Annotated in this window: 16 protein-coding genes; 4 read left to right on the top strand and 12 right to left on the bottom strand. The window is 41.9% G+C overall.

Annotated features, from left to right (window positions below; translation table 11 throughout):
* Window positions 1-154 precede the first annotated feature (154 nt).
* The 3 genes from ligA to IGI84_RS08555 form a co-directional block, all read right to left on the bottom strand.
* Window positions 155-2,185 (bottom strand): NAD-dependent DNA ligase LigA, encoded by a 2,031-nt coding sequence (ligA, locus tag IGI84_RS08545; protein WP_077454541.1) that lies wholly within the window; start codon window positions 2,183-2,185, stop codon window positions 155-157.
* Window positions 2,186-2,198: 13 nt separating this feature from the next.
* On the bottom strand, window positions 2,199-4,442 hold the full coding sequence (pcrA, locus tag IGI84_RS08550) for a DNA helicase PcrA (protein ID WP_220426564.1): 2,244 nt from the start codon (window positions 4,440-4,442) through the stop codon (window positions 2,199-2,201).
* 214 nt (window positions 4,443-4,656) lie between these two features.
* Entirely contained in the window at window positions 4,657-6,123 is a 1,467-nt protein-coding gene (locus IGI84_RS08555) for an alpha-amylase (RefSeq protein WP_220426565.1), read from the bottom strand.
* A 205-nt stretch (window positions 6,124-6,328) separates the two neighbouring features.
* Between IGI84_RS08555 and IGI84_RS08560 the strand changes: the two genes are divergently transcribed.
* Genes IGI84_RS08560 through IGI84_RS08570 form a run of 3 tightly spaced genes read left to right on the top strand, consistent with a single transcriptional unit; the run spans window position 6,329 to window position 9,937 of the window.
* On the top strand, window positions 6,329-7,084 hold the full coding sequence (locus IGI84_RS08560) for a DeoR/GlpR family DNA-binding transcription regulator (RefSeq protein WP_220426566.1): 756 nt from the start codon (window positions 6,329-6,331) through the stop codon (window positions 7,082-7,084).
* Window positions 7,081-7,998: a 1-phosphofructokinase gene (gene pfkB, locus IGI84_RS08565; RefSeq protein WP_220426567.1), complete on the top strand. Its 918-nt coding sequence runs from the start codon at window positions 7,081-7,083 to the stop codon at window positions 7,996-7,998. The genes IGI84_RS08560 and pfkB overlap by 4 nt, the downstream gene beginning before the upstream one ends.
* Window positions 7,999-8,011: 13 nt before the next feature.
* Window positions 8,012-9,937, top strand: coding sequence for a PTS fructose transporter subunit IIABC (locus IGI84_RS08570; RefSeq protein ID WP_430600196.1), 1,926 nt, complete (start codon window positions 8,012-8,014; stop codon window positions 9,935-9,937).
* A 42-nt stretch (window positions 9,938-9,979) separates the two neighbouring features.
* Here the strand turns inward: IGI84_RS08570 and IGI84_RS08575 are convergent, their stop codons facing one another.
* Window positions 9,980-11,311 carry a hypothetical protein gene (locus IGI84_RS08575; RefSeq protein ID WP_220426568.1) on the bottom strand — a complete coding sequence of 444 codons (1,332 nt, stop codon included), beginning with the start codon at window positions 11,309-11,311 and terminating at the stop codon, window positions 9,980-9,982.
* Between the two features lie 130 nt (window positions 11,312-11,441).
* Between IGI84_RS08575 and IGI84_RS08580 the strand changes: the two genes are divergently transcribed.
* On the top strand, window positions 11,442-11,618 hold the full coding sequence (locus IGI84_RS08580; protein WP_170920138.1) for an SPJ_0845 family protein: 177 nt from the start codon (window positions 11,442-11,444) through the stop codon (window positions 11,616-11,618).
* A gap of 111 nt (window positions 11,619-11,729) precedes the next feature.
* On the opposite strand, the gene IGI84_RS08585 is transcribed toward IGI84_RS08580, so the two are convergent.
* From IGI84_RS08585 to IGI84_RS08620, 8 genes are all read right to left on the bottom strand, one after another.
* Window positions 11,730-12,611 (bottom strand): helix-turn-helix domain-containing protein, encoded by an 882-nt coding sequence (locus tag IGI84_RS08585; RefSeq protein ID WP_220426569.1) that lies wholly within the window; start codon window positions 12,609-12,611, stop codon window positions 11,730-11,732.
* Window positions 12,612-12,782: 171 nt separating this feature from the next.
* Window positions 12,783-13,367 (bottom strand): ribosome biogenesis GTP-binding protein YihA/YsxC, encoded by a 585-nt coding sequence (gene yihA / locus IGI84_RS08590; protein WP_077454549.1) that lies wholly within the window; start codon window positions 13,365-13,367, stop codon window positions 12,783-12,785.
* A gap of 70 nt (window positions 13,368-13,437) precedes the next feature.
* The gene (gene clpX / locus IGI84_RS08595) at window positions 13,438-14,682 is read right to left on the bottom strand and encodes an ATP-dependent Clp protease ATP-binding subunit ClpX (protein ID WP_005235713.1); all 1,245 of its coding nucleotides are present in this window, start codon (window positions 14,680-14,682) and stop codon (window positions 13,438-13,440) included.
* Window positions 14,683-14,908: 226 nt separating this feature from the next.
* Window positions 14,909-16,192 carry a trigger factor gene (gene tig / locus IGI84_RS08600; protein ID WP_005225965.1) on the bottom strand — a complete coding sequence of 428 codons (1,284 nt, stop codon included), beginning with the start codon at window positions 16,190-16,192 and terminating at the stop codon, window positions 14,909-14,911.
* A gap of 119 nt (window positions 16,193-16,311) precedes the next feature.
* A complete protein-coding gene (locus IGI84_RS08605; protein ID WP_220426570.1) occupies window positions 16,312-17,259 on the bottom strand; it encodes a hypothetical protein in 948 nt (315 codons plus the stop codon).
* Between the two features lie 37 nt (window positions 17,260-17,296).
* Window positions 17,297-18,127 carry an RDD family protein gene (locus IGI84_RS08610; RefSeq protein WP_220426571.1) on the bottom strand — a complete coding sequence of 277 codons (831 nt, stop codon included), beginning with the start codon at window positions 18,125-18,127 and terminating at the stop codon, window positions 17,297-17,299.
* Window positions 18,128-18,129: 2 nt separating this feature from the next.
* Complete coding sequence (gene sppA / locus IGI84_RS08615) at window positions 18,130-19,161, bottom strand: signal peptide peptidase SppA (RefSeq protein ID WP_081118601.1); 1,032 nt, start codon at window positions 19,159-19,161, stop codon at window positions 18,130-18,132.
* Between the two features lie 31 nt (window positions 19,162-19,192).
* A complete protein-coding gene (locus IGI84_RS08620) occupies window positions 19,193-19,483 on the bottom strand; it encodes a hypothetical protein (RefSeq protein WP_096742774.1) in 291 nt (96 codons plus the stop codon).
* Window positions 19,484-19,718: the final 235 nt, after the last annotated feature.

Raw genomic sequence — 19,718 nt, forward strand, 5'->3', positions numbered from 1 at the left:
TTTTTTTAACAAATCATGAAATAGAATTTGAAAATTATCAAATATAATTGCAAATAAAAGCAGAAATCATTTCTTTCCTCGTATTGCAGGGAAGAAATGATTTCAATTAGACAAGAAGAAACAACTGCTTCTCGTCTGTGACAATACTTAACAGTTATTGTTCTGCCGAATGACTGCCTTCGATCGCAGCCACCATTTGAGCTTCATCCCAAACGGTAACGCCTAGGGACTGTGCTTTGGTCAGTTTGCTGCCTGCTTCTTCCCCGGCAACAACGATATCGGTCTTTTTCGACACACTGCCTGTTACCTTCCCACCGAGATTTTCAATTCGTTCCTTGGCTTCTTCACGAGTGAAGTGACTTAATTTTCCTGTTAAAACGACGGTTTTCTCTTTAAATGGCGACTCCACTTCTTCCAATTGATCCGTTCTCAGCCCTAGATAAGCAAAGTTAACACCCGCTTTTTCAAGTTCATCTAAAAGGTCGTGAACTTCTTGATTGTCAAAATACGTGACGACACTTTCGGCAATTGTAGCACCAATGGTTTCCAACGAAATGATCTCTTCTTCTTTGGCTTTGCTAAGGGTCCGAAGGTCACCAAAATGTTCCGCTAAAATCCGAGCCGCTTTGGCACCAACATGACGGATGCCTAGCCCGAAAATCAAGCGCTCAACTGAATTTTCTTTGCTTTGATGGATGGCACGCAAAAGGTTATTAGCTGATTTCTCTTTGATTTTATCGAGGGTCAGCAATTGTTCTTCTGTTAAAAAGTACAAGTCGGCCACATCTTTGACTAAGGATTTATCGAACATTTGCTCTAAAACACGCGGCCCTAAACCATCAATATTCATAGCATTTCGGGAAACAAAGTGGCTTAAGCCCTCTTTGATCTGCGCTGGACACTTCGGATTGATACAACGCAAGGCAACTTCTTCATCTAAATGGATCAGCTCACTCCCGCATTCGGGACAATGTGTAGGCGATTCAAAGGGTTGACTTGCTTCCGTGCGTTTTTCTTCCAAGACTTTCGCAACCTCTGGAATAATGTCCCCCGCCTTATAGATGATGACCGAATCGCCAATGCGAATGTCCTTCATTTTAATGAAATCTACATTATGCAAACTGGCGCGGCTGACCGTCGTTCCGGCAACCCGGACAGGGGTCATAACAGCGGTCGGTGTCACAACACCCGTTCGTCCCACGGTCCATTCGATCGTTTCGATCACTGTTTCCGCTTCTTCCGGTGGAAATTTATATGCCGCCGCCCATCGGGGTGCTTTTACGGTAAAGCCTAACGCATCTTGATCTTTAAAATTATTGACTTTGATGACTACGCCGTCAATCTCATAGGGAAGCTCACTGCGCTTGTCATGAAACTCTTCGATATATGCCCATACTTCATCGATGGTGTGGCACACTCTGCGTTCGTGATTTGTACGAAAGCCTAATTGATCTAATTCATTCAATGCCGAAAATTGATCATTGGCTTCAATCGGACCAAAATCAGCCAGTGTGTACAAGAAGGTGCTTAAGTTTCTTTGGGCTGCGATCCGTGTGTCTAATTGTCGCAAGCTTCCAGCAGCTGCGTTTCTCGGATTGGCGAAAACTTCCACCCCTTCTTCTTCTCGCTGTTGATTCAACTTCAAAAACGAAGCCTTTGGCATATAGCATTCGCCACGAACTTCCAACGAGATTGGTTCTTTTAATTTTAGTGGGATCGATTTGACGGTCTTTAGGTTTTCTGTAATGTTTTCACCTACCGTACCATCCCCTCGAGTTGCTCCCCGAACAAAGCGCCCTTCTTCATATTTTAATGAGATAGACAATCCATCGATTTTTAGCTCGCAGACATAATCTACCGCTTTCCCCAATGCTTTTTGAACACGGGCATCAAAAGCCACGATTCCTTCTTTATCAAACACATCGTTCAAACTATAAAGTGGGATATCATGGGTGACTTTTTCAAAGCCAGGTAAAATGATGCCACCTACTCGTTGGGTGGGCGAGTCTTCGGTTACTAGCTGCGGGTAGTTGGTTTCAATTTCAACCAGTTCTGCATACAGCTGATCATAGAGATAATCTTCAACAGAAGGTTGATCTTTTACATAGTATTCGTAGGCGTACTGATTTAATTGCGTACGCAGCTCTTCTGCTCGTGATTGGATTTCTTTTGAAGGGACATCCATCCTAATATCCTCCTTATTTTTCAACTTTTTCAATCGGCGCAAAGGCCGCCAACAGTCGTTTGACGCCTTGTTGTGGGAATGCCACATCTAATTCGATGTCTTGCGCGCTGCCAGTCGTCCGAACGACCGTACCGATTCCCCATTTTTTATGTTGAACTTTCTCACCAACTTGCCATGTATTCCCCGCTGCAGAGGTCTGTTGCTTAGAAGCGACGGTCGTTTGACGCGGCTGTGTATAGCTCGGTTTAAAGACTTTTGGTTGAAACGGTGCAGCAGCTTTCGGCTGTGAACGCTCGCCTAATGATTGCAGCAGATCTTGTTCGATTTCTTCGATAAACCGTGACGGACGATTGTATTGGGTACGGCCGTATAATGTTCTGGAAAAAGCGTTGGTCATAAAGAGCTCTTCCTCGGCACGAGTGATCCCCACATAAGCAAGGCGCCGCTCTTCTTCGAGTTCGCTTTCTTCCATTAAAGCTCGAGAAAGTGGGAAGATATTTTCTTCCAACCCAATTAAGAATACCACTGGAAACTCTAGTCCTTTTGCCGCATGCAAGGTCATCAAAGTCACTTGACTACTTTCTTCTTCATAACTATCGACGTCTGACAATAAAGCTAAGTCATTTAAGAAAACACTCAACTTCTCATCTGGTGCATCTGCATCGTCTTCGTTTTGCGCCTCAAACCGTTTGTCGAATTCTTGGGTAACCGATAAAAATTCTTCCAGGTTTTCAAGTCTAGCTTGTGCTTCTAAATTATTTTGGTTGACTAACTCTTGACGATAACCCGTTTTTTCTAATATTTCTTTCGTCAGTTCGGTTACTGAGAGGTAAGGAATCATTTGGGCGAAGTCATCCATCATCATCCCAAAGCTTCCTAATTCTTTGCCGGCCTTCCCCGAAATATTTGCTAACTCGACGTTCATGGCTGCTTCTAACAATGACCATTCATGAAGATTCGCAAACTCTCGTAGTTTCTCGACGGATGTCGCACCGATCCCACGTTTTGGTACATTGATGATTCGTTCCAAGCTGATGGAATCACGAGGATTGGCGATCGCCGATAAATAAGCCAAAATATCACGGATTTCTTTGCGGTCATAGAACTTTCTGCCGCCGACCATCGTATAAGGAACGTTGGCTTTTAAAAGCATTTCTTCAATGATCCGTGACTGGGCGTTGGTCCGATACAAAATCGCAAAATCACCGAATTTACGGTTCTTTTCTGCAATTTGTTTCTGCATTTCACTGACGATAAATCGCGCTTCATCTCGTTCACTATCCCCGCGATAATAAGTGATCTTTTCCCCATCACGATTTTCTGTCCACAGATTTTTATCTGGACGGTTGCGGTTATTTTTGATTACTTGGTTTGCCGCATTTAAAATCGTTTGCGTTGAACGATAGTTTTGCTCTAACAAAATCGTCGCGGCATCTGGATAGTCCTTTTCAAAGTCTAAAATATTTTGCATGTTGGCACCACGCCAACCGTAAATACTTTGGTCCGCATCCCCAACAACACAAAGATTTCGAAAACGAGCGGCCAATAAATTGACCAGCGTGTATTGGGCGTGGTTAGTATCTTGGTATTCATCGACATGGATATAGTGGAATTTCCGTTGGTAAAATTGCAGCGCATCTTCATTGTCTTGGAAGAGGCGGATCGTATTCATGATTAAATCATCGAAGTCCATGCATTGATTATTGCGCAGCTCTTTTTGATATTTTTCATAACAACGACCTACGATCTGCTCAAATAGACTACCTTCCATGGCTTGGTAAGCTTCAGGTGTCAATAGCTCGTTCTTTGCATGAGAGATCGTTCCCAAAATGGAACGAGGATCATATTTTTTTGGATCGATATTCAATTCTTTTAATACCCGTTTCATCAGGGTATTTTGTTCAGAAGAATCAATGATAGTAAAATTCTTCGAATAACCGATTCGATCAACATCTCTGCGCAAGATTCTGACACACATCGAGTGGAAGGTCGAGACCCAAACGTCTTCTCCACCGGAACCTAATAATTGGCTGACCCGTTCCTTCATTTCCCGCGCCGCTTTATTGGTAAAAGTGATGGCTAAAATGTTCCATGGATTTACATTTTTTTCTTCTATTAAATAGGCGATTCGGTGGGTTAGGACACGGGTCTTCCCGCTTCCTGCCCCTGCCATCAGCAGCAACGGTCCTTCCGTATGCATAACGGCTTCTTTTTGCCGTGGATTCATGCGTTCAAGTAATTCACTTTTGGATGACATGATTTTAAACATCCTTTCTTTCTCAATCTTCTCAATTATAGCATTATCCGGGAAAGGGGAAAACCGAACGCTTTGAAAACTTTTAATTAAAAGCGCTTTGATTTTTTTCCTTACGATGCCTTCCGTTTTGAAAGAAAAGAGTCAGTCCATATTTGTTTACATAATAAAGAGGCTGTAAACTTACCAGCCTCTTTATTAGTTTTATTAATGAAAATCAGCTAAAATATTTCTCCACTAGCTTTTCATTCACATAGATCGATACTTGTCCATCATTGACCGGGAAAAGTCCTTTTCCGGTATCATCTAAAACCACTTTCGCTTCATTATTCTTTAATATATCCACGAAGGTCTCTCCACCATGGATCGCGCTGATGGTCATTTCTTTTTCCGCTCCTTGGGCATTGGTCATCACGACCGCTAATCCAGAAAGCTCATGTTCATAATCGCCAGTTAATACCCAGCCGATACAGTTAGGATCATCAAAATAGTCCACTTGGTTCCCAAATGCAAGCTTCTCTCGAAGTTTCAGCATATGGACCAGCGCATCTCCCACAGGGGCGATTTCTTGCGCGGGAATCCCAAATAAATCCCCCCAGAAAACTACGGGTACGCCAGCTTTACGTAAAAGGACCAATGAATAGGCATGGACTTTAAACCATCCGTCTATCCAAGATTGTAAACTTTGTCCGACTTGCGTATCATGATTGTCTACAAAAGTCACCGCATAATCTTCGCGCGCGGCAGTCAGTGTACCGGCAAAAATTTGACTCATATCATATTCGCCATTCGAGTGAGATGCTTCATATAAATTATAGTGCAAAGGCACATCGAATAAATAAATCAGATTTCCTGAAGAATCTAAATACTCTTCTAATTTTGGCAGATCCCCTGACCAATATTCTCCAACAACAAATAGTGGTTTGCCTTTTTCTTCCCGACGATTCAAGATCCAATCTGCGTAATAGTTGAACTCAATGTGTTTCACCGCATCTAGTCGATACCCATCAACGCCGGTCAGTTCTTGGTACCATTGGCCCCATTTATTGAGTTGTTCCACTGTTTCGGGATTTTCCATGTCCAAGTCACAACCCATTAAATAGTCGTAATTGCCCATCTCATCATCCACTTGGTTTTCCCAGCCCTTATCAGCGAAGTTAAAAATCCCGTGGTCTTTGTTGCGGTCATCATAATCGACACCAGAAAAATTATGCCACGTCCAAACGTAATCATTGTACGTCCCCTGACGTCCTGGGAAGGTGAACTTGGTCCAGGCTTCGATTTCTTCCTCATCACTGATCGGTTCATTCCGGTTTTCGGTATTGTATTTGACCGCCGGAACGACTTCTTTTTCATCGGCACCAATCAAGTGATTGAAGACGATGTCGGCATAAACCTCTACTCCTTGTTCTTGCAGTGCTTTGATAGCTTCTAGATATTCATCCTTTGTCCCATATTTTGTTGGCACCGACCCCTTTTGATCGAACTCGCCTAGATCATAATAATCATAGACACCATACCCAACGTCTTCGGACCCAGCTGTCCCTTTATAGGCAGGTGGCAGCCAAATTGCGGTAAATCCATACTCTTTGATTTCTTTACTCATTTCTTTCAATTTGTTCCAATGCTGGCTATCTGCCGGCAGGTCCCATTCGAACCCTTGTAAAATGACTTTGTTATTCATTTATTTATCCCCCCTTACTTCAATTAAGCCAAATAATAGTAAAAATTGTCAAATATAAGGATAGCGATCAAATCAAAATGACGGTTATCATGACCGTTTATGACCGATTATAATTATTCACGCTTACATTATGAATGATTTTTACTGTTTGTGATTGATTTTGAATGAATCATATGGTATCATGGCAAGTGAAGAGGTGATGAAAATGCTTACAGAGGAGCGTCATCAAGCAATTTTGGCACGATTGGAACAAGAAGAGATCGTCAAGGTCAGTGAACTGATTCAACTGTTGGATGCTTCAGAATCAACGATCCGCAGAGACCTGCAAGAATTGGAAGACAAAGGATTTTTAGTCAGAATTCACGGTGGAGCCAAGAAAAGCCAGCAATTAGGCTTCGAACCAAACATGTCAGAAAAAACGGCGAAGTTTCAAACGGAAAAGCAAAAAATAGCAAAAGCAGCTGCCCAGACGATCAAAAATGGTGAAGTCATTTACTTAGATGCTGGAACAACGACCCTCGAAATGATTCCTTTCCTATCGGCTATCACAGGCCTTAAGGTGGTCACAAATTCCGTCAAGCACGCTTCCCTACTGATTGATCACGGGATCGACACCATGATTTTAGGGGGAACCATTAAGATAACTACGAACGCTGTGTTAGGGATCAATGCTGGAGAACAACTGCGAAAACTACGCTTTAATCGTTGTTTTATGGGCATGAACGGGGCTCACTCTGAGGCTGGGTTCACCACACCCGATCCTGAAGAAGCCCTGATCAAGCAGATTGCACTAGAGCACAGTCAACAAGCTTATGTCTTGCTAGACCATTCCAAATTTCAGCAAACAACTTTTGCTCAAGTTGCCTTTATCGAAGGGGCTACGATCATCACCGATTATTGCCCAAAAAACTATCTAACGAAATTCAGAGCAAAAACAACCATTATGGAGGTAATACAATGATTTACACAGTAACACTCAATCCATCGATCGATTTTATCGTCCACGTCGATCATTTGGAGATCGGCGCCCTCAATCGAATGAAACAAGACTTTAAACTACCTGGTGGCAAAGGAATCAATGTCTCACGGATTTTGAAGCGAATTGGCATCTCCTCGACTGCCCTTGGTTTTGTTGGCGGATTTACTGGTCGTTTTATTGAAGAGTGGCTGACCAAAGAGGAAATCAACAGCAACTTTACACAAGTCGCTGCCGATACCCGAATCAATATCAAATTAAAATCTGGCGAAGAAACTGAGATCAACGGGCTTGGTCCAGTGATCAGTGACAAGGAAATCGGAGAAATAAAACAACAACTAGCCGCTCTTTCTGCCGAAGACATCGTCATCCTATCAGGAAGTAAACCAGCTGGTCTTCCAGCCGACTTTTATAAAGAATTGATCAAAATCGTTAAAGAAGCCGGTGCGGAATTTGTCATTGATACGACCGGTGCGGAACTTTTTGATGCTTTAACGGATCAACCTTTGTTGATCAAACCAAACAATCATGAATTAGCCGAACTATATGAAACTTCTTTTTCAACAATCGAAGATATTTTGCCTTATGGTCAAAAAATGTTAAAGGATGGTGCTAAAAATGTCATCGTCTCTCTAGGTGGTGATGGTGCCCTGCTCTTTACTGGCAATGAGATCTATCGCTCCAATGTGTTGAAACGACCTTTGAAAAATTCAGTTGGTGCTGGAGATTCCATGATTGCTGGATTCATTGGACGTTACGCGAAGACCAAAGATGTGGTTGACGCATTCAAATGGGGTGTCGCTTGTGGCAGTGCTACTGCTTTTTCTGATGATTTAGCTGAGGCGTCATTTATCGAAGAACTACTACCGGAAGTCATTATTGAACAAGTAAATTTATAGGAGGATGGAAAAAATGAAAATCAACGAGTTGATGCTGAAAGATGCCATGATCATGGACTTGCAAGCAACAGACAAAAAAGGTGCCATTGATGAAATGGTCGCAAAATTATATGCTGTCGGACGAATTTCAGATATCGAAGTCTACAAAGAAGGAATTCTTGCCCGAGAAGCCCAAACGTCAACAGGGCTAGGTGACGGCATCGCAATGCCCCATGCCAAAAATAGTGCGGTCAAAGAAGCGACGGTCTTATTCGCAAAAAGCAATGCGGGTGTCGACTATGAGGCGTTAGATGGACAACCAACGTACCTCTTCTTTATGATTGCAGCACCAGAAGGAGCAAATGATACTCATTTACAAGCATTAGCAGCTCTCTCTCGCTTATTGATCGATCCAGATTTCGTTGCTAAATTAAAAACAGCGACAACTGCTGATCAAGTACAGCAACTTTTCTCAGAAGCTGAGGCACAGCAAGAAGCCGATGCTTTAGCAGAAGAAGCGGCAAACCAAGAAGCAGCAACTACTAGCGAACGTCCCTATATCGTCGCAGTTACAGCTTGCCCAACAGGGATCGCTCATACCTACATGGCAGAAGATGCTTTGAAAAAGAAAGCCAAAGAACTTGGCGTTGACATCAAAGTTGAAACAAATGGTTCAGAAGGAATCAAAAATCGTTTAACAGAAGCTGATATCGCCCGAGCTACTGGTGTGATCGTAGCTGCCGATAAAAAAGTTGAAATGGATCGCTTTGACGGCAAACATTTAGTAAACCGTCCAGTCAGCGATGGTATCCGTAAAACCGAGCAATTAATCAATGAAGCAATGAGCGGAACTGCTCCTGTTTTTCATGGTAGCGGCCAAGCTTCTGATAAAGAGGACGCTTCAGCTGATGGTTCAGTCGGTCAACGAATCTATAAAGATTTGATGAATGGTGTTTCTCACATGCTACCATTTGTTATTGCCGGTGGAATCATGATCGCTATTTCCTTCATGGTTGACCAGTTCATGGGTGTCCCTCAAGATGCCTTGAGTCAATTAGGAAACTACAACCAAGCAGCTTCTTGGTTCAATCAAATCGGTAGCGCGGCATTTGGTTTTATGCTACCTGTCTTAGCTGGATTTATCGCTTCAAGTATCAGTGACCGACCTGGATTGATCGTCGGTTTCGCAGCAGGTGCTTTAGCAAATACAGGTGGTGCTGGTTTCTTAGGTGCCTTGATCGGCGGTTTCCTAGCTGGTTACGTCATCAAGTTCTTACGTTCATTATTCAAAGGCTTACCAAAATCATTAGAAGGAATCAAAACGATCCTCTTCTACCCTGTTTTCGGTCTTTTGATCACTGGTTTCTTGATGTTATTGATCAACGTGCCAATGAAAGCCATCAACGATGGTTTAAACAGCTTCCTGACCGGCTTAAGTGGCACAAATGCTGCTTTGCTTGGTGCGTTGCTAGCAGCGATGATGGCAGCCGATCTAGGTGGCCCAATCAACAAAGCCGCTTATGTTTTCGGTACTGCAACATTGGCAACCACCGTTGCTGAAGGTGGTAGCGTCGTGATGGCATCAGTAATGGCCGGCGGAATGGTTCCTCCATTGGCAATTTTTGTCGCAACACTATTGTTCAAAAACAAATTCACGAAAGACCAAAAAGAAGCAGGTTTGACAAATATCGTCATGGGGCTATCCTTCGTCACTGAAGGTGCGATCCCATTTGCAGCAGCAGATCCACTACGGGCGATCCCAAGCTTTATCGTCGGTTCTGCACTGACTGGTGCGCTTGTCGGTGCCTTTGATATCCAATTAATGGCCCCACACGGTGGGATCTTCGTTGTCCTATTATTATCTAAACCAATTTTGTTCTTGCTATTCATCCTGATCGGTGCAATTGTTTCTGGCGTCGTATTCGGTTTGTTGAAAAAAGCGCCTGAGCAAACAGCCTAATTGAAAAGACCCGCAAGATCCTCGTGATCTTGCGGGTCTTTTTCATTCTTGATTGGTAAAAAGCTGCTGTTCGACTAGCTTTTGGGTATTCATAAAATATACTCGTAGTTTTTTCCCATCCTTCTTTAGGTTAACCCACGTATATTTGCGCGTGCGGTGCAAATACCCAAAATGAACATCCGGCATCGCTGCTTTCAATCCGTCTATCGGCAGCTCCTTCAAGGCTGTTTCTGGTAAATAAAATTGTAAGCAAGCCGTGTAGTCTTTAAAGCGATCCTCTGAGTAATCAATTTCGAGGTGATTCCGAATATAAAAGGCATATGCCTCGACCCCATCATCTACAGTCAATTCCGGTTTTAATACGATATAATCCATCATACGCAACCGCTCTTGATCAATCCAAGGAAAATATGCTTGTGCATTCAAGTAACCTTTTACCCGACGCTCCTGGTACTCTTCATTCACCAGGTCGAAGCTTCGAGTGACGAAATGTGTCGCGTTACGCTTAGTTGTCGGCTGCATCCGATCATTTTGGTATTGGATGGTTTGGATCAAGTGATCGCCAAAGGCGTATTCAATATATGGTTCTCTTAAAATACCGACGCCGTTATCCCATGTCAATTGATCGATCCCAGTTTGATCACGAAACAAACGCTGGTAAGAAAGATTCAACTCGTGATCCCACTGAAATGGATCGCGATACAATTCCACCATCACGATTCCATGCTCTCTCACTTGGACTTGCTCAACTTGTTGCGCATCCGTAATGATCACCTGAGGAATGATATGCGCGTAGAATGCCGAAAAGTACATTCGCCAGCAAGAGGTCAGTGTATAGCCATTGTAAAAAACATCGTAACCAGAAAACTGATTGCAGTCGATGACGATTTCTTGTTCAAAATTTTTCCGCTTCGGTAACGCGTTGATTTCAGCAATCGATTGAAAATTTTGTCTTTTCTCGATTCGCTCGACGTTATGCATCAAGTACTCGTCATATGAACGCAAATAGCCGAACAAGCCATCTCTTTGCATCGTTTCATCGAAGTAACTTAAAATCACTGGTTTTTGCGTGGAAAATACGTCTTTAGTAAACAGATGTCGTTGCAACACTGCTTCTTGAATGACATGGATACTGGACTCATTTTGGCCATCCGTCACAATAATTTCTGTATTGATTTCTTCAGGGGCATTATGCAACAACCGACTGATTTCATTAAAATCGTAGGGTTTCTTTTCTTGCTGATTGTAGTAATATTCCGTCGGCTGATAGCTAAGACGAACCAAAGTGAACCAATTCTCAATCAACAAACGCAACTGTGATGTTTCCATTTGTGTCGATTGTAGAAAGCCATAGATTTTTTCAGTTTTGATCATCGCTATCCCTCTTTTCTATCCCCTTTCTTTAATTATAGTAAAGGGAGAAACGATTGAACACTATTTCGCTTTTTTTTTGATGAAATCTCACACCTTTCGTGGTAAACTAAAGGCGCTTGGAGGTGAACCTATGGGCTTAAAATTCCAACGAGAAGACTCGCTAGATAAAATGTTTGATGATTTTGCCTTTCTTCCCGATAACGATAAGGACAATAAAAAGCAACAAAACGATATTGAACGTTTCTTAAAAAACGAACCTGATGATGAGAAAAAAACACAAACAAAAGATAGTAAGAAAGCAGACTAATAAAAAAGGCAAAGGACGCTTCCGTCCCTTGCCTTTTTACTTATGCGAATAGAAAATGAGCCACTGAGTCTACTTAAATGCAACAATCAGAATTGGCATCTAACGATTTCCTTATAGCTCTTCATACATCATGCTTTGACGTAATCGCACCAAGCCAATGGTCAACAAGCAGAGAATAAGGAAGACGGCTGCTAAGATCATCATCACGAAGATCACCACAAAAATCGGTGAATTTGTAAAATGAATCATTGGTTCAAAGATAGTGGTCTTGATCAAGTCAGGGATCTCCGAGGCTAAGAGTTGTTGAATCGCTTGGTTAAAATCTTCCGTGGTTGAATTTGATGGCAAAACAGCCATAAAACTCCCCACACCGTAATTGGCAACCCCAATCCACGCAATTGCAACATTCGCTAGAGCGAGCCAGCCAATGCCAAGATTACCGACAACAATCGAGCCGACAGCAAGATTGCCAATCCCAACTAAAAAGCCAAAACAGAGGTTCCCTATTGCAATAACACCGGTGCTGACTGTCCCAATCCCCAGCATTCCGAAGGACAATAAGCCAATCGATAAAAAACCTAAGCTGACAATTCCCAAAGCAATAACCCCTTTGGCTTTGACACCAAGGCTAAACCAGCCGCCGGCAGTTGGTAACTCTTTCATCAGAACAAAAAACTCTCGAACGCTCGTCACTTGATTCAGCAACAAGAATAAATTGGGAATCAAAATGTGCATTAACGGAAGCCGCAGAACCATCCGTTCACTTTTGTATTCATAATAATAGGTTTCTTTCTTTTCTTTTAGTAACTCTTCCACTGGTGTCCCTAATAAATCGGCTAGATGAACCAATGTCTCGATATCTGGCAATCCATTCCCTCGTTCCCATTTTGAAATGGCCTTATCAGAAACAAATAACCTTGCAGCTAATTCCTTCTGAGTTAAGTTATGCCTTGATCGATACTCTTTTAGTTTTTTACTCAATGTTTCATGCATTCGACCACACCTCCTTGTTACAAGTTTAACAAATAACAAGGAGATTTTCGCTAAAATTGGGCAAATTTAGCACTCTACGCTGCGTAGAGTAGCATAAATCAGCTAATTTCCACTATAAAATGCGAAAAACCGAAGCAAGGGACTTCTTTGCTTCGGTTTCCGAATTAATAATTATTTTATTGCTGCTTCAATCGCTTTCCAGGCTTCTTCTTTTCCTTGTTTGGTAATAGAAGAAAATAGGATAAACGTATCTGCTGGATCAAAGGACAACGCTTTTTTGATCATACTCTCGTGCTTGTTCCATTTTCCACGAGGAATTTTATCTGCTTTGGTAGCAACCACGATCACCGGGATCTCATAATACTTTAAAAATTCATACATTTGAATATCTTCTTGGGAAGGTGCGTGACGTAAATCAACCAAAGATACTACTGCTCGCAGCTGCTCTCTTTGTTCGAGGTACGTTTCAATCATTTTCCCCCATTTCGCTCGCTCGGTTTTCGATACTTTTGCATAGCCATAGCCAGGGACATCGACAAAATGCAGCGTATTTTCAATCAAATAAAAGTTCAACGTTTGGGTCTTCCCCGGTTTTGACGAGGTACGGGCTAAGTTTTTACGGTTAATCAATGTATTGATAAAGGATGATTTACCGACATTGGAACGCCCTGCTAAGGCAATCTCCGGTAAGGGTGTGTCTGGGTATTGTGCTGGTGATACAGCACTGATGACGATCTCAGCATCATGTACTTTCATTGGATCGCTCCTTTTCATTTTTTTCAAAAAGAAAGCCGGATAGCAATGAAACTATCCGACTTGGTCTCGATTAGACTGCTTTTTTGGTCTCTTCATTGTAAATGATTTTTGGTTCGCCAAGTCCTTTCGCAGCTTCTTCCGTAATAGTGACTTTTTGAATCGACTCATCAGAAGGAACATTGAACATGACTTCCATCATAATATTTTCGATGATCGAACGTAATCCACGAGCTCCGGTGTTTCGCTCAATTGCTTGCGCAGCAATCGCACGTAAAGCCTCTGGCTCAAATTCGAGTTCTGTATCATCTAATGCCATCAATTTTTGATATTGTTTGACAAGGGCATTTTTAGGTTCAGTCAAAATATGCACTAAATCATCTACCGTCAATTTCTCTAAAGCAGCCATCACTGGCAAGCGACCGATAAATTCAGGGATCAAACCGAATTTAAGCAAGTCTTCAGGAATGATCTGTTGCATCACGCTCTCGCCTTCTTCAAGACGTTTGTTGTTTGTACCAAATCCAATAGTTTTTTCACCTAAGCGGTTTTTAACAATTGTTTCGATCCCGTCAAACGCCCCACCAACGATAAAGAGGATATTGGTCGTATCGATTTGGATCATCTCTTGATGCGGATGTTTCCGTCCACCTTGAGGCGGCACACTAGCAGTGGTTCCTTCTAGGATCTTCAATAAAGCTTGCTGAACACCTTCACCAGAGACATCACGAGTAATCGATACGTTTTCACTCTTACGGGCGATTTTATCGATCTCATCAATATAGATAATCCCTTTTTCGGCCATCTCTACATTATAATCAGCAGCTTGTAACAGTTTCAAAAGAATATTTTCCACATCTTCACCGACATAGCCGGCTTCTGTCAAACTAGTTGCATCAGCGATTGCAAATGGCACATTCAGAGAACGTGCTAACGTTTGTGCTAAGAATGTTTTCCCTGAACCCGTTGGTCCAATCAAGCAAATATTGCTTTTTTGTAATTCTACATCTTCAGCTGTCGTTTCTACATTGACCCGTTTGTAGTGATTGTAAACCGCTACAGCCAATGTTCGTTTGGCACGATCTTGTCCAATCACATATTCATTGAGAACATTCAATAGTTCTTGCGGTTTCGGCACTTCAGTAAATTCCCGAACTGCTTCTTCGTAAAACTCTTCATCAATGATTTCTTTGCACAAATCGATGCATTCATTACAGATATAGACCCCAGGACCTGCAACGATCTTTTTCACCTCTTCTTGTGTTTTTCCACAAAAAGAACAACGAACAGCTTCATTACCGTTTGTATTATCGTACATACTGTTCACCCCTTGAAAATTTTCCAACCTATTTAAAGGAGTGGAATTTGGTTTACTAACTTTGCAGTCTTAAACAATCATATCATAACTTTTTTGAAAGAAAAAGTTCTTTTTACTTTGCCTAATGTTTTCTTATCATTTGTTAGTAATTCCCAAAATCTCCATTTTTACTCCCATGAAAAAACGGCAAACACCGGTAGATGTTCGCCGCTTTTAAAAGTTTTGCTTACGCTTCTTTTGCAGTACCTGTTACAAGTTCAACTGCTTTTTTCATTGTGATATCATGTTTCAACATGTCTTCTGTTAAGACGCGTTTGATTTGATCCACTGGCATGTTGTAAGCTTCAGAAAGTTCTTTGATTTCGTTTTCGATATCTTCTTCTGTTGCTTCCAAACCTTCTGCTTTAGCGATTGCTTCAATGACAAGGTTTGTTTTCACGCGTGTTTCTGCTTCGCCTTCGAATTGTGTGTGCAGATCAGCTTCAGTTGATCCAGTTAATTGATAGTACATTTCTGGTGAAATTCCTTGACGTTGCATGTTGTTTAAGAATTCATCCATTGAACGGTGAACTTCGTCATGCACCATTGAATGTGGTAATTCAACGATTTCTGCATTTTCAACTGCTTGACGGATTGCAGCTTCGTCTTTTGCATCTTCTGCTGCTTTTTCTTTTGTTTCTGTCAATTCAGCACGGTATTTTTCTTTTAATTCAGCTAATGATTCAACGCTGTCATCAACGTCTTTTGCGAATTCATCATCTAATTCAGGAAGTTCTTTTGCTTTGACTTCATGAACCGTTACTTTGAAAACTGCTTCTTTACCAGCTAGATCTTCTGCTTGGTAATCTTCTGGGAAAGTCACGGTAACGTCTTTGCTATCGCCAGCTTTTGTTCCCACTAATTGTTCTTCAAAGCCAGGGATGAATGAGTTTGAGCCAAGTTCAAGTGAGTAGTTTTCACCTTTGCCGCCTTCAAATGTTTCTTCCCCTAAGAAGCCTTCAAAGTCGATAACGACTGTGTCGCCATTTTCAGCTGCTTCGTCTTCTTTGATAACTAATTCAGCTTGTGCTTCTTGTTCACGTTTGATGCGTGCATCCACGTCTTCTTCTGTTACTTCACGGTCTTGTTTTTCAACTGTTAATTCTTTGTAATCACCAAGTTTAACTTCAGGTTTTACAGTAACTTCTGCTTTGATTACCCAATCTTGGCCTTTTTCCATGCTGTCAACGTCGATTTTTGGTTGCGCAACAGGATCGATCCCTGCTTCTTTTACAGCAGCTTCATAAGCTTCTGGAAGAACTGCGTTCAATGCATCTTCATACAACGCTTCTTCGCCATACATACGGTTAAATACTTGGCGTGACACTTTTCCTTTACGGAAGCCAGGTACGTTAAGATTGCCTTTCACTTTATTGAATGCAGTCGTCAAGCCTTTTTGGATTTCTGCTTGAGCGATCGTAAATGTCAAAACACCATCATTGGTGCCTGTTTTTTCCCATTTTGCAGTCATTTATTTCCCTCCGAATATTAATTGATTTACATATGAAATAGCTTCATGCATACCTTTAAATAGTACACTAACGTTGTTTAATTGTAAACATTTTACCATGAAAGTTGCGAATTTTTCTTTCAGCGAATGCTCAATCGTAGGATATTGCGCAAGTGTCGTTTGCGCTCTTCTATTTCATTCGCTGCTTTTGGCTGTTCTTTTTCTTCAAATAACCCGCGATAATCTGCAACGTAGCTTGCCACCCACGCTTTTGCCTCTTCTTTTGCAGGTAAAAATGGGTAGCTGATGGCTAAATGATCATTGATTTCTGCTGAGACACTTTCTGCTAAAATCGGATCTTCTTGGGCGATCGTTTCGTCAATCTCTTTCTTGATCGCCTTAACAGCGTCATCCTCTTGCAAAAGTTTCACCTTTTTCGGAACGATCTGCTGCATATTCCCAAGGTAATCGATCAAATCAAATGGTTCGTCTACTTCTAAACGCACCAGCTCATCCACTAATTTAGGCAGTAAATACGGATTTTTGATGGAAGCCAGCGTTTCATGCATCAGCGTGACAAATTGTGGTTTAGTAATGGCTTGGGTAAAAACGTGCCATTCTGTTGCACTCACCGGTTGATTGGCTTCGTCCAGTGCACGTAGATGCTTGCGTTTCCCATGAAAATCTTCCAGCCCTAAAATTTGCTGCACTTCTTCTACTTTAGCTAATTCACTTGCTAACTGTTCCTGGTAGCGGCTCGCAATTTTTGTTTTTTTACCTAATGTAAGCCAGCGCCGAGCTTTTAAATACTGTCCATCCAAGATCAGCAGATGACCAATTTGTAAATACCCATCGGTTTCTTTTAAATAGTCATCTAAATAGTCTTCCGCCAGATCTAACGCTTTGGCAAAATCATTCAGCTGCTGCAGACATTCAACCAGCCATTGATTGATCTCAAAACTGGCGTTTTTTTGATACAGTTCATTGTACAGGCGAAAAGCTTGCAAAAATTCTTTTGATTGATAGGCTTTTTCTGCCGCCAGACGAAGCCGTTCATTTGGACCTGGGAAATCAATCGTCTCACCCATTCACGATCCCTCCTTTACTACTTGCTTGATCTGCTGGTTAGTTCTGTGCACCAACTATTACATGATTGGCATCTACCTGTTTATTAAAGGCTTTGATCAGATTGATGGTCACCACACTCGTCTCAGCAAAATAATCCGCAGCTTGTTGCTTATTTTTATTAAAAATGATTGGCAGGTAACCGAGATAAAAGAAAACATTGAATTGCAGCACATAGCGCCCGCAAAGTTCGCGGATCAAGACCGTTTGCCAGCTGAGTTCTTCTTCGACGAAAGAAATAACGCGGATGCCAAAAAGCATTTTCCCAATTGTTTGACCATGATTCAGCTTCGTCATCAGAACAAAATAGCCGAGATAGATCACTAAGGCACAGATGTTGTAAAGGCCAAACCGCTGGTTAGTTGCCGTTAGATTCGCTAGATTATAGATACTGCCGATCGTTATTTGCGTGATTGCCCGGATCACTAGAAGATCCACTAAAAAAGCAAACAGACGGATCCAAAAACCGGCAAAAAAGTAACTAGGAAAGTCATTAAAGAACCGTTTGTCTTCGGTCTGTTTTTCAGGTTCTTCAAAATGTTGCCACGCTTTTTGTCTTTCTTCGATCTCGCTTTGGGTATACTCTTCTTCTTGAAAAGACGTCAAGACTTGTTGATAAAAATCATCGGGATGGTTTACTTGTCCGTTTCTCATCGCTTTGCTGGCGTTTACTGGTTCGGTTGTTTCTGAAACCTGTGCTTCAGTTGGCACATCCGTTTGACCGGTTGCCGGTGTGGAAGTTTCCCGCTGTTTCCTTTGATCGATTGACGTACTTGTGTGATTGTCATCCGTTGACGATGCGCCAGCGGAATACTTGTTTTTCTCTGTCATAGTTATTCACCTCCATAGTAATAAAGAGGTTTAGGAGCATCGCTGGTTCCAAGGCTTTCCATCAATTGGATCACTCGCTCTGTGTTTGATTCTTTTAATCCTTGCAATTCGGCTAAACTTGAACCTAACCAAGTAGAAGCAAATCCAGTAGATGAAACGTCATAGCTGAAAATCTCGGCATCTTCCAAGCCTAGATCTGCTTGCATTGCTGCTAATGTATCTTCAGGAAAGCCGATTTCATCTACTAAGCCAACAGACACTGCTTGCTGACCATCATAGATGCGGCCATCAGCGATTTTTCTGACAGCTTCTTCTGTCATGCCACGTCCTTCTGCTACGATTTTAACGAACCGACCATAGGCATTGTCGACATAGGTTTGCAAGACTTCTTTGTCGGCTTCTGTTGGTTCTCTCGTTGCTGAACCTACATCTTTTAGTGCACCACTTTTATACGTATTGTCTTCGATCCCTAGCTTTTCGAATAAGCCGGCATAGTTGAGCCCTGACATGATCACTCCGATTGAACCGGTAATCGTTTCATCCGTTGCAAAAATTTTATCAGCACCTGCCGAGATATAATAACCGCCACTGGCTGCCATATTTTTCATGCTGACATACATCGGAATCCCTAACTCTTTGATTTTTGCTAACTCACGAGCGATCTCGGCACTTTCATAGACGCCACCTCCGGGCGTATTGACTTCCATCAAAATGCCCCCAATAGTTGGATCTTCTTGGATCATCCGTAGTTCTTCTAAAAACCGCTGATGATCATAAGATTCTGTCGTGAATAAGCCGCCACTGGAGCTGCTGGCGATCGTTCCTTCTAAAGATAAGCGAACGATGCGATTGTCTTGATCTCCGGCAACTAACGTTGTCTCTTCGATCGCATTACTTCCATAGAACAAAGCATTTAACCCTTGCAGCGTCTGAGTTTCCTCTTGCTCTGGACGATTTGTGATTGCTGAAAAAACCCCCGAGCAGATAAATAACCCTGCTGCGATCGCCGCTGCGATCCATCTTCTTTTATTCATTTTCCCACCTAACTTTTCACCTTTCCCATAATTAGTATAGATTTTTAATGACGATCACTGCTTCTTCGTCTCCAACCGCATCAAATTTTCCACTTTTTTCAGCTAACACATAGCCACCAAAAAATTCCTTTGTTAGTTCATCCTGGACTTCGAATGTTTGCGCGGTTTCAACGGTGACTGACCCGGGCAAAATTTCTTGCAAGCTGTCCCAGCCCGTATCCAACATGACCTTTGTTTCATCTGTGACATTAGGATCTGTTTCTATCGCAGCTATCATTTTCTTTAGCTCTGAAAAAGTCATACAATTTACAAATTCTGGCATTTCATTCCCTCACTTTCTTACTTTTTTATTGTATCGAACTTAAAAAAAAAAGCATAGCTTTATGAGGAAATTTCTTGGGAATCTTATTCGACAAAGCTATGTCAGCTGTTTTGATTCCCTTTAGACAGGTTCAAATCAGCCTTACCAATAACTATACCAATTATTTTTATATAACTTACAGTTGACAGAAACAGGAATAAATATTATGATATTGCTTGTATTTCTATAAAATATC

It is taken from the genome of Enterococcus sp. DIV0008 (assembly GCF_050542615.1).
Taxonomy (GTDB): Bacteria; Bacillota; Bacilli; order Lactobacillales; family Enterococcaceae; genus Enterococcus_D; species Enterococcus_D innesii.